At 48.3% G+C, this 15,553-nt stretch carries 11 protein-coding genes; 7 read left to right on the top strand and 4 right to left on the bottom strand.

Annotated elements, in window-relative coordinates; all coding sequences use genetic code 11:
* Positions 1 to 43 precede the first annotated feature (43 nt).
* Positions 44 to 919 (bottom strand): helix-turn-helix domain-containing protein, encoded by an 876-nt coding sequence (locus tag ACE3K2_RS06780; RefSeq protein WP_421888410.1) that lies wholly within the window; start codon positions 917 to 919, stop codon positions 44 to 46.
* 191 nt (positions 920 to 1,110) lie between these two features.
* Here ACE3K2_RS06780 and ACE3K2_RS06785 point away from each other — a divergent pair, with 191 nt between their 5' ends.
* The gene (locus ACE3K2_RS06785) at positions 1,111 to 2,628 is read left to right on the top strand and encodes a tagaturonate reductase (RefSeq protein WP_421888413.1); all 1,518 of its coding nucleotides are present in this window, start codon (positions 1,111 to 1,113) and stop codon (positions 2,626 to 2,628) included.
* Positions 2,625 to 4,139: a UxaA family hydrolase gene (locus ACE3K2_RS06790; protein WP_421888415.1), complete on the top strand. Its 1,515-nt coding sequence runs from the start codon at positions 2,625 to 2,627 to the stop codon at positions 4,137 to 4,139. The genes ACE3K2_RS06785 and ACE3K2_RS06790 overlap by 4 nt, the downstream gene beginning before the upstream one ends.
* A gap of 100 nt (positions 4,140 to 4,239) precedes the next feature.
* Here the strand turns inward: ACE3K2_RS06790 and ACE3K2_RS06795 are convergent, their stop codons facing one another.
* The 3 genes from ACE3K2_RS06795 to ACE3K2_RS06805 all read right to left on the bottom strand — a co-directional run bounded on the left by ACE3K2_RS06795 (position 4,240) and on the right by ACE3K2_RS06805 (position 8,381).
* Positions 4,240 to 4,926, bottom strand: coding sequence for an AlkZ-related protein (locus ACE3K2_RS06795; protein WP_421888418.1), 687 nt, complete (start codon positions 4,924 to 4,926; stop codon positions 4,240 to 4,242).
* A 19-nt stretch (positions 4,927 to 4,945) separates the two neighbouring features.
* On the bottom strand, positions 4,946 to 5,917 hold the full coding sequence (locus tag ACE3K2_RS06800) for a helix-turn-helix transcriptional regulator (RefSeq protein ID WP_421888420.1): 972 nt from the start codon (positions 5,915 to 5,917) through the stop codon (positions 4,946 to 4,948).
* A 436-nt stretch (positions 5,918 to 6,353) separates the two neighbouring features.
* Positions 6,354 to 8,381: a beta-galactosidase gene (locus ACE3K2_RS06805; RefSeq protein WP_421888423.1), complete on the bottom strand. Its 2,028-nt coding sequence runs from the start codon at positions 8,379 to 8,381 to the stop codon at positions 6,354 to 6,356.
* A 129-nt stretch (positions 8,382 to 8,510) separates the two neighbouring features.
* On the opposite strand from ACE3K2_RS06805, the gene ACE3K2_RS06810 reads away from it, so the two are divergent.
* From ACE3K2_RS06810 to ACE3K2_RS06830, 5 genes are all read left to right on the top strand, one after another.
* Entirely contained in the window at positions 8,511 to 9,344 is an 834-nt protein-coding gene (locus ACE3K2_RS06810) for an AraC family transcriptional regulator (protein WP_421888426.1), read from the top strand.
* A 144-nt stretch (positions 9,345 to 9,488) separates the two neighbouring features.
* On the top strand, positions 9,489 to 10,277 hold the full coding sequence (locus ACE3K2_RS06815) for an alpha/beta hydrolase (protein ID WP_421888429.1): 789 nt from the start codon (positions 9,489 to 9,491) through the stop codon (positions 10,275 to 10,277).
* Between the two features lie 36 nt (positions 10,278 to 10,313).
* On the top strand, positions 10,314 to 10,976 hold the full coding sequence (locus ACE3K2_RS06820) for an SGNH/GDSL hydrolase family protein (RefSeq protein WP_421888432.1): 663 nt from the start codon (positions 10,314 to 10,316) through the stop codon (positions 10,974 to 10,976).
* A 15-nt stretch (positions 10,977 to 10,991) separates the two neighbouring features.
* Positions 10,992 to 11,873: an SMP-30/gluconolactonase/LRE family protein gene (locus ACE3K2_RS06825; RefSeq protein WP_421888435.1), complete on the top strand. Its 882-nt coding sequence runs from the start codon at positions 10,992 to 10,994 to the stop codon at positions 11,871 to 11,873.
* A gap of 392 nt (positions 11,874 to 12,265) precedes the next feature.
* Positions 12,266 to 15,346, top strand: coding sequence for a X2-like carbohydrate binding domain-containing protein (locus tag ACE3K2_RS06830; protein ID WP_421888438.1), 3,081 nt, complete (start codon positions 12,266 to 12,268; stop codon positions 15,344 to 15,346).
* Positions 15,347 to 15,553 lie beyond the last annotated feature (207 nt).

A 15,553-nucleotide genomic window follows, 5' to 3' on the forward strand; every position in this document is an offset into this window, starting at 1 on the left:
ACACGCCCTAGAGCCAGGAAGCTACCTCCAGGCTGGTTCTATTTTAACGTGAACTGTTCATGGTTCTGCGGTAAACAGCCGGAGTTGTACCAGTTAATTTTTTGAATTGACGGTAAAAGTGGGGCAGACTGTCGAACCCGCAAGCATCGGCCACCGCTGCCATCGTCTCATCGCCTTGCACCAGATGTTCTTTCGCCATAATGACCCTTCGCGCTAATGCGTAATCCGTTAGAGTCATGCCGGTGTATCGTTTGAAGGCACGACTGAAGTGGGCGGGTGATACCGCAGCATACTGAGCGAGTTCAGGCAGGGAAAGGCCATTCCGCAAGTTATTGTCAATATGAGAGATCGTAGAAGAGAGCCATGAGGGACCCGGAGCGGTTTTACCCGGATTCGCAGGTCCCGCAGCTTCCAGACGTTCCAGAAAAATGAGCAACAGTTGTAGCCTTAACAGGGCCGCATGTGCACTTAGATGATGACCGAGCTGGAATTCGGTCTGAATATCATCAATAAGGGATGCTACCTGTAATTGCTCCTCTGTATTCAGATGTCTCTTGTACACTCGTTGTCTACGACAACGTTCAAACAGGTTTAACAAGGAAGAAGCAGCGCCTCCAGCGGTAGATCCCAGCAATCCCGGGCTGAAGAACAATGCGGAAGATGTGACAGGATTTCCTTCATCCGGCAAGGCGCGATGAACCGTGCTGCCCGGTATAATGAACAGATCTCCTTCCTGCATATTTTCAAGTCCTGTATCAATAAAGATGCTTCCCTGACCCCGATATACATAGATAATTTCATGCCAGTCATGAAGATGATCTGGCAGTTCGTTCTGAGGGGATTTGGTGTCATTGTACACCAGGCGGAACGGAATACCGGATTCTGCCTGAATCGTCGTACGAACAGGTGAACGTTCCATAAAGACTCCTTTCCAGACGATCTTCTTCAACGAGATGGATTCCTGGTCATGAGAGAGTATATTTACCGCAATATAAGCAATTTAATTTCCTTTTATTGATGATACAATGAATTTAAAGCGTTTACAATAAAAGGGTGCAGAGCCTTTGAACTGCACTCCGACAGTACAAATAATCGATGAGGTGAGTGTCCATGTCGGCAAGCACAAAACGGCCAAGGTTAAAGCTGAATTTACTGGGGAGCGATGGTCAGCGCAAGTGCAAGGAGATTATGGAGCGTCCCGTGAAGGTTTTGCAGATCGGAGAAGGTAATTTCTTGCGGGGATTTGCAGACTGGATGCTTCATGAGAGTGCCAGACAAGGCAAATTTCATGGAAGTGTAGCTGTGACGCAACCGCGACCGGGAGGCAAAGCCAAGCTGGAGCAGATTCGTGATCAGGACGGGTTGTATACGATGATTACGAGAGGGCTGTCTCAAGGGAAACCAGTTGAGCGAACAGAGTTGATCTCCATTTTCTCACAGTGTATTAATCCGTATGAGGAATGGGATGACTTTCTGAACTTGGCGGAACTTCCTTCACTTGAGTTTGTTATTTCCAATACAACCGAATCAGGATTGAAATATACGTATGCGGACTATATCGAGGGTGAACCTGTTCAATCATTTCCGGGGAAATTAACGGTTTTCCTGCATCGGCGATATTTGAAATTTGATGGTGATCCATCCAGAGGTTTGATTCATCTGCCATGTGAGCTGCTTGAAGGCAATGGGAATGTGCTGCGCAGTTGTGTCCTCCAGCATAGTGAGGATTATGGGTATTCAGATGGTTTTCGTTCATGGATCGAGAATCATAATCATTTCCTGAACAATCTGGTAGATCGAATTGTGACAGGTGCGCCGACCCGGGAGGAAGCTGATTCCTTGACGAATCGCTGGGGGTATGAGGATCAGTTGATTAATACGGCAGAGCCATATCATTTCTGGGCCATTCAGGGTGATGAATCATTGGACAAAAAACTTCCTCTCAAACAGGCAGGTCTCAATGTACATTGGGTGAAAGATCTGAAGCCTTTCCAGATACGCAAGGTTCGTATTTTGAATGGGGCACATACCTTAATGTCATCCCTCGGCATTCTGCAAGGCAAGCAGCATGTGAGAGAAACGATGGAAGATCCACATTTTGGCTCATGGATCAGGGAAGCTGTGCATCAGGAGATCGTCCCTGCTCTGGATATGCCCGATCATCAACTGGACCAGTATGCGGAAGAAGTCTTCGAACGCTTCCTTAACCCGTATATTGATCACAAATTGCAAGATATTGCACTGAATACGATCGGAAAATTCAAGGTTCGTGTGCTGCCTACACTTTTGTCTTACGAGCAAAGTCAGGGAAGTTGGCCAGAACGTTTAATTCAAGGGTTTGCTGGATTATTGTGTCTCTATCGTGCTGTAAATACGCCAGAAGGTTACAAGGGACAACGACTGAATGGGGAAGCTGTTCTGCTGCGGGATGACCCGGATGTCCTGGCTGCTTTGGCTGCACACTGGGACGGTTATGACACGCTCAACAGGGATCAGAAGCAACTGGATAATCGGGTAGCGGCTGTGTTGTCAGATGCTCTGATCTGGGGCGAAAATCTGAATGCAAGAAAAGGGCTGCGTACAGCACTTGTTCGTGAAATCGGTATGTTGGAAGGTGAAGGGAAATGAACACCACAAGTACAATCAATGACTGGATTGCCATTCAACCGCAGGATGATGTTATTATAGCGCTTCGGAATTATGTCAAAGGAGAAAGCATTACACTGCCGGACGGTGTTTCCTTTACACTGCTGGATGATGTGCCAAAGGGGCATAAAATTGCTGTGCATACCCTGGCGCCAGGTGATGATGTGATGAAGTATGGTTTCTCTATCGGGATTGCCCAGGAACAGATTGAGCAGGGAAGCTGGATTCATAGTCACAACCTGAAGACGGGGCTGCACGGATTGCTTGAATACGAGTACCAACCGGGAGCCCAGGTTCAGACGGATATGCCTCCGGAACATCTGCGCTCATTTGATGGATATTTACGTCCCAATGGTGAAGCAGGTATTCGCAATGAGATCTGGATTGTGAATACGGTTGGATGTATCAATAAAGTGTGTGAAGCTTTGGCACGTATGGGTCAGTCCCAGTTTGGAAGCCGGGTAGATGGTGTATATCACTTTCCGCATCCATTCGGATGTTCACAGCTTGGCGATGATCTAAAGTATACACAACAGCTGCTAGCCTCCTTGGTTGAACATCCGAATGCAGGAGGTGTGCTGGTCATCGGTCTGGGTTGTGAGAACAATCAGATTGACCAGTTCCGTGAATGTATTGCTCCAGAATATCGGGGTAAAGTGCGGTTTCTCAAAGCACAGGAAGCGGATGACGAGCTTGAGGAAGGGCTTCGGCTGATGGAAGAACTTGTGGAGATCGCCGAACATGAACATCGGCAGCCGCTTCCGCTCAGCAAACTCAAGATTGGTTTGAAGTGTGGCGGTTCCGATGGTTTATCCGGCATTACAGCCAATCCCCTGGTCGGTGCGGTTGCAGATATGCTGGTTGCTGCCGGGGGTACGGCTATTCTGACTGAAGTTCCTGAGATGTTTGGTGCGGAGACGATCTTAATGAACCGGGCTGCCAATGAGCAGGTATTTCATGATTTGGTGGACCTTGTGAATGGTTTCAAGCAGTATTTTGTGAACCATGGGCAGAACATCTATGAGAATCCTTCACCTGGTAATAAGGATGGTGGCATCACAACGCTGGAGGAAAAGTCACTTGGATGTACGCAAAAGGGAGGACGTTCTTCCGTAGTTGACGTTCTGCGTTATGGCAAACGTGTAACTCAAACCGGTCTAAACATTGTAGAAGCACCGGGTAATGATCTGGTGTCTGTTACTGCACTGTCTGCTGCCGGAGCACATATTGTGCTCTTCACCACAGGGCGGGGGACACCATTCGGAGGTCCGGTACCTACCGTGAAGATTGCAACTCAATCCGATCTTGCGAACCGCAAAAAACACTGGATTGACTTCAACGCAGGTCAGCTGTTGGAGGGGCGAACGATGGATGAGGTCAAAGTACAGCTGTTCAGCCAGCTGATTGACATTGCTTCAGGACGATCACATACACTCAGTGAGCAGCATGGATTCCGGGAGATTGCCATATTCAAGGATGGCGTGATTCTCTAGATCCATTCTGGGTGGAGGGTGCTTATCTCTGCGAGACATTATATGGTGAACCACAGCCACTCCCGGTTGAAATGTGCACGACAACCGGGAGTGGCTTTATTTAGATTTCACGGATGCCCAGCGCTTTGGTAATGCTTGATAATGCGGCGGATGATGCGTGTTTCTGTAGTTGCGCAATCAATCGTTCACGTGCCTCTTCTACGCTGCCTTCAAATGGCTTAATGCCATGACGTTGCATCCAGTGATCTGCGGTCTCATATGCGGAGCTGTTCCAGGCGACTTTACCTTCTGCGAGCCCTTCTTTTTCCTTGGTTCCGCTGATCACAATGGTTGCACAGCCCTGAAGGTCGAGAAGTCCACGGTCAAATGTTTTTTTCTCCTCTTTTGCCCCGAATCCTGCCTGAGAACGAAGCGCACGTCCATCGATGCCTTCCTGTTCTGCAATTAATGCATAGAGTTTGAACGCTTCACGGGAGAGCAACCCTGCTTCATACTGTTCCTCGATCGTTCTGGAGTCGGCAAGCAGTCGGTGTACCCAAGGGAAGTATTCACGCGAGACAAGAAGCGCTTTCTTTTTGACGAATTTTCCATATGCAGCCATGCCTTCTTCAGCCATGCGTGAACGCCATAACCAGGGATCGAGTTCATCATCCTTGTGCCAATGTTCTTTGGGGGTTAGCGATGACAGAGAAGGATATTCGGCAAATAGTGGTGCCAAAGGGAGCAGCCCTATAGACTGGATACGCTGCACTGCTTCTTCGTACGTAATAACGGGTTCATATGTCATGATATCAGTTGGCTCCTTTTCATATGTAGTCAGGATACGACTTCGTTGAAGCAAGGTATCTTCGGCTCACTTCCTCGGCATGCTGACGAATCTCGCTGCGAAGTTGGAGAGGTTCAATCACTTCGGCTTCACGTCCCAATCGGTAAAAGAATCGTACAGCCCAGTCCCATTCTCCTGGTGGACAGAGAAATGACAATTCCCAGAGATCCGGGGCAATTTCAGTCATCTTTTCACCGATATGCTCGTCCTGTTCGGCTTCAATCATGCCCCGATAACTCAGTCGCACCCTAACCAGGGTTGGCGGCTGTTCTGGGGGGATCGGCTTGCTGCGCTGTTGCTGCACCTGTCCGTTAAGCTCCTGTGCATCCTGGGGTTCGATCGCCTTAACTTCGATCATTCGGTCGACCCGGAACAGGCGCTGTTCACCATGTTCGATGGAATATGCTTCACAGTACCAGAAGCCGGAGGAAGCATATACCCGTGTGGGACAGAGATGAAGCCATCGCTGACGCGATACGGAGCGGTACAGCACACTCAGCCACCCTTGTTCAGGTATGCAGGCCAGCAATGGGTCGAGGTGATGAAGGATGTAATTGCGATCTGGAATGTGATGGTTCAGTTGTTTGAGCATGGGGTCAATTCGGGCCATGATATCATCCGGAATGATGGTCTTAACTTTGTTCATCAGGGTCCAGCGTTTCTCATGAAAGGGCGTGTCGGCGTAACGACTCAGACCCTCAAGAGCGAAGATGAGCGTTGCTGCCTCTACCGGGTCAAGCTGTAATGGGGGCAATACGTAACCTTCCATAAGTCTGAAACCGCCTCCCGGCCCGGAAATGGCAATAATGGGCACATTCATCTCCGAGAGGGACTGAATATCCCGGAGAATCGTGCGGCGGGAAACTTCAAATTTCTCGCCTAATGAGTATGCCGTTTCGTGACCATGCTGTAATGCCATTACGATGGCAGCAAGCCGATTTGTTCTGTTCATGTCAGCCACTCCGTTTCGATCTTTACGCCGCCGGAAAGTGATGTCGTAGTTATATCTCTATTGTAACAATGAATAAGTGACATCATGAGTGTCACCAATATTTCAGTTGTTCAACATTTTATAATGGATCAGCAACAGGGTTCACAAGCATGTTCCGGCAGGCTTTGTTAAAATGTGTGTCTCGTCCATTTCGCTTTGCATAGTGATATTTCCTTCTATCAAAAAGACCACAGATCATGCCAAAAACCCGCATCCGGTGTAGACAGATACGGGAAGTAGCAGCTTTTAGCTTGCAGAAGACAATTAAGGTATGAAATCTATACCAATATGCTCGCTGAAGACAATAACAAGACAAAAGGAATGAATATGTGACACTTTGTATCACATGTTTTCCTTTGTATAAATGATTCCATTATTACCAATAAAGTGAAGTCACTTATTTCATTTCGAGCAATTGCACCCCGCGGGCTTCAATCTCAACATTCCCCGAGAGCTCGCGATCGGTGAGCAGATCATGTGCCTTGGCTGTACCGAGGTGATAGGATTGCGTGGTTGCGTTATGGTTCATGACAAACAGGTAAGGTTTGCCGTCTTTGGTACGTGAGCTTACTTCAACACCTTCCGGTGTCTCAAGCAAGGATTCCACGTTCTTGGCTGCTGCAAGCTGTCCCAGCAAACCATCAAGGAAGCGCTCATCCGGGTCGGATGCAACGTACCAGGCTTCACCTTGACCAAAGATATTACGAGTCACAACAGGCATGCCTTTATAAAAATCGTCTCCATACTCCGCGATGACTTCCGCTCCTTCACTGTGCAGCAGGTCACACAGCATACCGCAGCCATATTCTCCTTGAAGATCACCGTAGGTTTCTTTGAGGACAATGCGGTTTTTTTGCTCAGGCAGCAGCGCATCAATCTCTTCCACCCAGATTCCGAGCAGTTTGCGGAGTTCTCCCGGATATCCACCTGTGGTCACGAGATCGTTCTCGTTGACAATGCCACTGAAGAAGGTTGTCAGGAATGTTCCACCGGCTTCAACAAACTTCTCCAGTTTGGCGGCAAACCCTGGTTTAACCATGTAAAGAACAGGGGCAAGGACAATGTCGTATTTGCTCATGTCCGTATCTACACTGATGATATCTACTTGTATGTTACGACGGAAGAAGGCTGCGTAGTATTTATGGATCTGATCCACATAGTTCAGGGCAACCGTAGGTCCGCTTGATTTTTCGATGGCCCACCAGTTATCCCAGTCAAACACAATTGCTACTTTGGATTCAACAGACGCATCCAGTGTGGTGTCACCAAGGAGCTGCAATTCCTTGCCAAGCTCAGCAACTTCGCGGAATACACGGGTATTCTCATGTCCAGCATGCTCAATAACTGCACCATGATACTTCTCACAGGCACCGATGGAACGGCGAAGCTGGAAGAACATGATGGTATCGGCCCCGTGCGCAACAGATTGATAACTCCACAGACGCATTACACCTGGACGTTTCAGTGAGTTATATGGCTGCCAGTTCTGCTGACTTGGTGTTTGCTCCATAAGCATGAACGGTTGCCCATCCTTAAGTCCGCGCATAAGGTCATGAGCCATTGCCGTGAAGCTAACGGGTGTTGCGAGACCGGGATAGCTGTCCCAGGATACAATATCCAAATATTTTGCCCATTTGAAATAGTCCAATTGCTTGAAGAATCCCATCAGATTGGTAGTTACAACGGAGTCCGGAATGTGTTTTTTGATCGCATCGTATTCCAACAGATAACAATCCAGCATGCTGTCGGAGTTGAAGCGGGAGTAGTCCAGCGAGATTCCCTGGAACGTTGAATTGTTGTTACCCCAATGTTCGCTCAGGTTGCTCGGCAGTACAATCTCGTCCCAATCGTAGAAGGTATGCCCCCAGAAATTGGTGTTCCATGCTTTGTTGACCTGTTCCAGAGACTGATAGCGTTCTTTCAGATATACGCGGAATGCTTTCTCACAGTTCTCACAGTAACATTCACCGCCATATTCATTGGAGATGTGCCATACGAGAACTGCGGGGTGATCCTTGTATCGTTCGGCCAGTTTATCTGCAATCTTCTCAGCGTATTTGCGATAGGTCGGGCTGTTGGGACAGGAATTATGGCGCCCACCAAATTTGCGTTTGCGTCCATCGGCATCTACACGAAGCACATCAGGATATTTCTTTGCCATCCAGGCCGGATGGGCAGCCGTGCTTGTTGCAAGGCATATATAGACACCATTCTCATGAAGACGATTAATCAGTTGGTCGAGTTCTTCAAAACGGTAAGTAACTTCATCAGGCTGAATCAGTGCCCATGAAAATACGTTGATTGTGGCCATATCAATGCCTGCCAATTGGAACATGCGCAGGTCTTCAAGGTGGGTTTCGTGGTCCCACTGTTCGGGGTTATAATCGCCGCCGTAGAACATTTTGGGTAGTTTGCTGCTGATCAATTGTGTTCACCTCTTGTATAAGAATAATCCTATACTATAGGATACATATGACTTTTAAAATATAATAAAAGTAATGACCGATATAAGAATACGGAAATATAATTCAGCTTATACCCAAGGAGGCCCCCCATGTTTATCTCACCCAGACATCAACGATATTTCATGACATCACGTGATCAGCCGCTGCCTCTTTATATTGAGAGCCTGGGTTATAACGGTAATCAGGAGAAGGTGTCCAGACCTGCGGGGTATCCCTGTTATCACTGGCTTCAGACCGTGAAGGGAGCCGGAGAATTCAAGTTTGCCGGGTCCACGGTCATACTGGGGGAAGCATGCGGTATTTTGCTGCCGCCAAATGAACCGCATGAGTATGTGCGCGCCCAGGGAGAATGGGAGACACTTTACATTACATTTGGTGGTTCCCAGTGTCCGGCAATCATGGAGTCGCTTGGTCTGAGTGAAGCGGCGTTCCATCAATGGGAGCAGAGCAGCCCGTTCAATGATTACGGTCAGGAAGTGCTGAATTCGATCAGAAGTGATCAGGATTTGTCGGGACTCGAGGCGTCAGCGGATATATACCGATTTTTGATTTTGCTCAAAAAACATGGCATGACGGGCAATCGTTCTTCCATCTCACATGCCGTGGAGAGACTCGCTCCGCTCATTGCATTCATGGAACAGCAATATGCGAATCCCGAGATTGGACTCGAACATATGGCTGCCGTAACGGGGATCTCATCCAGACATCTGAACACCTTGTTCAAGCAGTCCTTTGGCATGACAGCCTACAGTTATTTCATTCTGCTGCGTATTCGCAAAGCCAAGGAAATCATGACCGGGGATACCGCCCTGACGATTAGGGAAACGGCAATTCGGGTTGGCTTTCGGGATTCCAGCCATTTTGTTGCTACCTTTCGCCGGATTGAGGGAGTCACTCCTGAACAGTTTCGTAATTTGTACTAACCTGTACCCAATTGAACAAAAAGTGATGCCAGGAAGGTATTGATGCGTTAGGGTCATTACCGTTATGATGGTATCGATTCCTGAGATTCGAAAACGTTTAAACGGACACTTAGTATCCGTTCTACTTGGAGAGGATGATTGAAGATGACAACCACGATACCCTTATGGGATGATGCTGCACCTTACGCCGCCCAGGGCCATGAAGACGACATGCCACATTTGATTCCATTTCTTCAGCCTGGTTCCGAGAGCGCTGTCATTGTATGTCCCGGGGGTGGTTATGGATTTTTGGCTGATCATGAAGGTGCTCCAATAGCCGAATTGTTGAACCGTGCAGGCATCAGTGCATTTGTCCTGAAATATCGGGTGGCGCCTCACCAGCATCCTGCACCGATAACTGATGGTCAGCGTGCCATACGTTATGTCCGTGCGCATGCCGATCAGTATGGTATCAATCCAGCCAAGATTGCCGTGCTTGGTTTCTCCGCAGGCGGGCATCTTACTGCAACACTGGGAACGCTGTATGACGATGGACAACCGGATCATGAGGATCCGATTGAACGTCAAAGTTCACGCCCGGACCGGGTTATTCTCTGTTATCCGGTCATTACGATGGAGTCCTATGGACATGCCGGTTCCCGTGAAAATTTGCTTGGGCCTGACGCGAGTGCTGAGCAGATTAAGGCTTTCAGCGCGGAGCAGCAGGTGAGAGCGGATGCTCCTGAAGCGTTCATCTGGCACACTAGCGATGACCAAGCAGTGCCTGTAGAGAATAGCTTGCGTTATGCACTTGCGTTGGGTGCGCACGGCATTCCTTATGACTTGCACGTTTTTGAGAAAGGCTCACATGGACTTGGATTGGCTGAGGACAACCACGCGGTTCGGGTATGGTCGGATCTATGCTTGACGTGGCTTAAAAATCAAGGCTGGTAATTATAATAGTGCTTTAGAGCGAAGGAGAAAACGAAGATGAAATTACAGAAAAATGACAAGCTTCTGTTTATCGGAGACTCGATTACGGATTGTGGTCGGCAGCATCCTGTAGGTGAAGGCAGTTCAGGTCTGGGCCATGGTTATGTTGCGCAAGTTTATGCCCTGTTGCGTTCCATCTATCCGGAATTGATGCTGCGTGTCCAGAATGTGGGTAATGGTGGAAATACGATTCGTGATCTGAGACAGCGCTGGGATCGTGATGTGCTTGACCTTAAACCGGATTGGCTGACGATTATGATCGGTATTAACGATGTATGGCGTCAGTTCGACAACCCATTATCAACAGAATCACATGTGTTTCTTGAAGAATACGAATCCACATTGCGTGAACTGGTGGCTTCGGTTCGTCCCAACCTGAAAGGTCTGGTACTGATGACGCCTTATTATCTTGAGGCCAATCCGGAAGACCCGATGCGGGCAACGATGGATATCTACGGAGAAGCGGTACGCAGGGTAGCGAGTGAGTATGATGCGGTGTATGTGGATACGCAGGCTGCATTTGCTCCATTTTGGGATCATTTCTATACGTCTGTGCTGACTTATGATCGGGTACATCCGGATGCAACGGGCCATATGGTATTGTCCAAAGCATTTTTGGATGCCATCGGATTCGAATGGTCAGGCGGCGTCAAATCTTAATAAGGACGTGATGGCATGAGCAACGTAACTGTAGCAGTACAAACCCCGGCATTACTGGGGGAAGGTCCAAGCTGGGATGCGGAGAACAATCGATTATTGTGGGTAGATATTGAAAGCTTCAAGGTACATGTGTATGATCCGGCTACAGGGCAGGATCAGGCTTATGATGTCGGTGAACATGTCGGCGCTGTTGTTCCTTATCGTGGTGACGAAGTTGTGGTTGCTTTGCGCAGTGGATTCCACACGTATAACTTGCTTACGGGTGCGCTGCATGCCATTGAGGATCCTGAACAAGAGAAGGATACCAATCGATTTAATGATGGCAAGTGTGATGCGCAGGGGCGCTTCTGGGCAGGTACGATGAGCATGAATAACGAGAGCAAAGCCGGATCACTGTATTGTTTGGAGCAAGGACACCCTGTGCGCACGATGGTACAAGGTGTATCCACATCCAACGGCCTGGGTTGGAGTCCGGATCGGCAGACCATGTATTACATTGATACCCCGACACGTTCTATTGACCGGTTTGATTTTGATCTGACGGGAGGTACGATACAGAATCGGACAAGTGTCATTCACATACCGGAGGACTTTGGTTTTCCGGATGGGATGACGGTTGATGCTGAAGGCATGCTGTGGGTTGCGCACTGGGGCGGAGGAAGAGTCACTCGCTGGAACCCGGATACATCAGAACTACTGCAACAGATCGAGGTGCCGGCGGATCAGGTAACATCCTGCTGTTTTGGTGGACCGGATCTCGAAGAGTTATACATTACAACAGCACGTATAGGGATTAAAGAAGAACGTCTGAAAGAGACACCGGATGCGGGCTCACTTTTTGTCATCAAACCGGGAGTTAAAGGCCAAGAGACTCACGTCTATGGTAGCTTGAAATAAACAGGTGCCAATCATGTAGTGAATCTCTGCCTGGTTTGCCAGGTAAGAAACGATTCCAATTTGTAATCTTATATTAAATGTCGAAGATGCTGTTCTAATAGCATCTTTTTTTTTGTATAAAACACGTTTAAATACTGAAAATATTTTACAAAAATCGGAATTTAGACAGAGGGGTTTGGTGATTGCCATCGAATGTTATTTATTGAAAGTATTATCCAGAAAACCGCGAATTAATAACATTTATGTAAGCGCTTAACACCATGACGGGAAGGGGGTGAGGCTTCTTGTATGAAGGATTGCATTGATTCGTCTGGCACGCCATCATCAGCACGATGAGACAGCGGGGATAGACCGAAATGCAGTGACAAAGTGAAAGAGGAGGATGAGTTGATATGAGAACGTTTATGGGGAAATTACGAATCATGAGCCTGACGGTTGCTGTAGTAACCGCTTCATTAGGAGGACTTGCTGGAACTACATCGGCGGCACCGAGTGAAGCCTATGAGTGGAAAAATGTGGTGACTGGTGCAGGAGGCGGTTTTGTACCTGGCATTATTTTCAACGAGTCGGAAAAGGATCTGATCTATGCCCGCACGGATATCGGGGGAGCCTATCGGTGGAATGCGGCTGACGAGAGCTGGATACCCTTAACGGATTTTGTCGGCTGGGATGATTGGAATAAGAATGGTGTGGACGCACTGGCTACGGACCCGGTTGATCCTGATCGGGTGTATATGGCCGTTGGGACGTATACGAACTCGTGGGACCAAAATAATGGTTCCATCTTGCGCTCTACGGATCGGGGAGATACATGGCAGACCACAACACTTCCGTTCAAAGTGGGCGGTAACATGCCAGGACGTTCGATGGGAGAACGCCTGAGCGTGGACCCGAATGATAACCGTATCCTGTATTTCGGTGCACGAAGTGGTCATGGATTATGGAAAAGTACCGATTACGGTGTGACCTGGAACGAAGTCACAAGCTTCCCGAATCCGGGAAATTATGTGCAAGACCCATCGAATGAGTATACCAGTGACATCGTAGGTCTGACATGGATTACGTTTGACAAAACAACAGGTTCGGCAGGACAAGCAACCCAGACAATCTATGTGGGTGTTGCAGATAAAGCTCAAAGTGTATATCGCAGCACCAATGGCGGCCTGACCTGGTCAGCTGTCGCCGGTCAACCTACAGGGTATATCCCGCATCATGGTGTGCTTGATTCAGATGGCAGCCTCTATATTACGTACAGCGATGGAGTTGGACCTTATGATGGGACGAAAGGCGATGTATGGAAGTTGAACACCTCAACAGGTGTCTGGACCAACATCAGTCCTGTTCCGAGCAGCAGCACGGATAATTACTTTGGATATGGCGGATTGGCTGTTGATGCACAGAATCCGGGTACATTGATGGTTGCGACATTGAATTCCTGGTGGCCGGATGCCACGTTGTTCCGCAGTACAGATGGCGGAGCGACGTGGACACGCATATGGGAATTTGAAGGATATCCGAACCGAAAGTTACGGTATACACAGGATATTTCGGCAGCGCCATGGCTCACATTTGGCACGAATCCTGCCCCGCCCGAAACAACTCCAAAGCTGGGCTGGATGATCGGTGATCTGGAGATTGATCCGTTTGATCCGGATCGCATGATGTATGGAACAGGGGCTACGATCTATGGAACGAAGAACCTGACAGATTGGGATGATGATGAAAAAATCAATATTTCAGTGATGGCGAAGGGTGTCGAGGAGATTGCCGTACTGGATCTGATCAGCCCGCCAAGTGGTGCACATTTGGTAAGCGGATTGGGGGATGTCTCTGGATTCCGTCATAACAATCTGGACCAGGCGCCAGCGACCATATTTACGAGTCCGAACTATCCTTCCACAGAAAGTCTGGATTTTGCAGAGTTAAGTCCGAATACGATGGTTCGCGTAGGGAAAGCAGATTATGCTGCCGATCCAAATGCAAGATCCATTGGTTTATCCAGTGATGGAGGTACTACGTGGTATAAAGCGAGTGCAGAACCTGCCGGCACAACCGGAGGGGGAACTGTAGCCATCTCTGCGAATGGTAACCGATTGGTGTGGAGCACGTCAGACAAAGGTGTACATTACTCAACTGGCGGCAACTCCTGGACGGCAAGCACGGGGATACCTGCACAGGCGAAAGTGATTTCTGATCGTGTCAACCCAAACAAATTCTATGGATTTGCAGCGGGCAAAATCTATGTCAGTGTGAATGGTGGTGCTACCTTCACGGCATCACCAGCCACCGGACTTCCGATGGAAGGAAATGCCGATCTGGATGCCGTTCCAGGTGTGGAAGGCGAACTCTGGTTTGCAGGGGGGAGTGAGGACGAAGGTCCTTACGGATTATGGCATTCCACCGATTCAGGGGCGACATTCACGAAGCTTGCCAATGTAGAGGAAGCAGACAGTATCGGATTTGGTAAAGCGGCCCCTGGTCAGAGCGTTGTTGCATTATACACGGTTGCACAGATCGATGGAACACGTGGATTTTTCCGCTCCGATGACGGTGGTGCCCATTGGGTTCGTATCAACGATGATCAGCATCAGTATGCTCGTGTAACCACAATCACGGGTGATCCGCGTCTGTATGGCAGAGTATATCTCGGAACGAATGGTCGTGGAATCCTGTATGCTGACCGTGTCGGAGGTAACGGTGGAGGAGACGACGGGGGTACAACACCAGTGACCGACGCTGTGATTACACCAGTTACAGCCGAATTTGATCGCAAAGCAGGTAATCAGGTAAATATTCCGGTTACGTTAACGCTGAATGGCAATACACTTGTATCCATTCGTAACGGGAATGCAACGCTGGTTTCAGGTACAGATTACACATTAACAGGTAATGAGGTCGTATTGAGTAAAAACTATCTGGCTTCTCTGCCAAATGGCGCAGCGTCACTAACCTTCCAATTCAGCGCAGGCGCTCATGCGACCTTGAATCTGCTCATTAAAGACACCACAGCTGCACCAGCGGGAACCATACGCATTGAGATGTATAATAGCAACACTTCAGCGACGGGCAGTTCGATTAGCCCCAAATTCAAACTGACGAATACGGGGACTACAGCATTAGATCTGTCTGATGTAAAAATCAGGTACTATTACACGATAAACGGTGAACAGCCTCAGAACTTCTTCGCTGACTGGGCGACTGCTGGCAGTGCGAATGTAACAGGCACGTTCAGTGCAATCAATCCAGTACGGACAGGTGCTGATCACGTGCTTGAGATTGGTTTCATGGCTTCGGCTGGAACATTAAATGCGGGACAAAGCACAGAAATCCATACTCGCATCTCCAAGAACAATTGGACCAACTATACACAAACGGATGATTATTCTTTTGCAGGTAGTCAGACTTCCTATGCGGACTGGACCAAAGTTACCGGTTATATTGCGGGAAGTCTCCAGTGGGGTATTGAACCATAAGTGAGCGATTTAAACGAAATAAAGGATTGAAAATAGGGGTCCTGATTAGCCAATTGATCGAATGGCGATTCAGGGCTTCTTATTTTGTCGAAATATAGTGTAAACTATAGATAGTTACCATTGAATAAAGGATCATTTTAGGATATAAAAAGATGTACAATCAATAAAAATTTAATGTAACCGCTAACACTGGAAAGTGTTTATAAC

The organism is Paenibacillus sp. (genome assembly GCF_048976745.1).
In the GTDB taxonomy this organism is placed as follows: domain Bacteria; phylum Bacillota; class Bacilli; order Paenibacillales; family Paenibacillaceae; genus Paenibacillus.

Excerpts from the sequence above, each read along its gene's own strand:
- ACE3K2_RS06815 (WP_421888429.1), top strand. The coding sequence starts at position 9,489 with ATGACAACCACGATACCCTTATGGGATGATGCTGCACCTTACGCCGCC.
- ACE3K2_RS06820 (WP_421888432.1), top strand. The coding sequence starts at position 10,314 with ATGAAATTACAGAAAAATGACAAGCTTCTGTTTATCGGAGACTCGATT.
- ACE3K2_RS06800 (WP_421888420.1), bottom strand. The coding sequence starts at position 5,917 with ATGAACAGAACAAATCGGCTTGCTGCCATCGTAATGGCATTACAGCAT.
- ACE3K2_RS06830 (WP_421888438.1), top strand. The coding sequence starts at position 12,266 with ATGAGAACGTTTATGGGGAAATTACGAATCATGAGCCTGACGGTTGCT.
- ACE3K2_RS06780 (WP_421888410.1), bottom strand. The coding sequence starts at position 919 with ATGGAACGTTCACCTGTTCGTACGACGATTCAGGCAGAATCCGGTATT.
- ACE3K2_RS06790 (WP_421888415.1), top strand. The coding sequence starts at position 2,625 with ATGAACACCACAAGTACAATCAATGACTGGATTGCCATTCAACCGCAG.
- ACE3K2_RS06795 (WP_421888418.1), bottom strand. The coding sequence starts at position 4,926 with ATGACATATGAACCCGTTATTACGTACGAAGAAGCAGTGCAGCGTATC.
- ACE3K2_RS06785 (WP_421888413.1), top strand. The coding sequence starts at position 1,111 with ATGTCGGCAAGCACAAAACGGCCAAGGTTAAAGCTGAATTTACTGGGG.
- ACE3K2_RS06810 (WP_421888426.1), top strand. The coding sequence starts at position 8,511 with ATGTTTATCTCACCCAGACATCAACGATATTTCATGACATCACGTGAT.
- ACE3K2_RS06825 (WP_421888435.1), top strand. The coding sequence starts at position 10,992 with ATGAGCAACGTAACTGTAGCAGTACAAACCCCGGCATTACTGGGGGAA.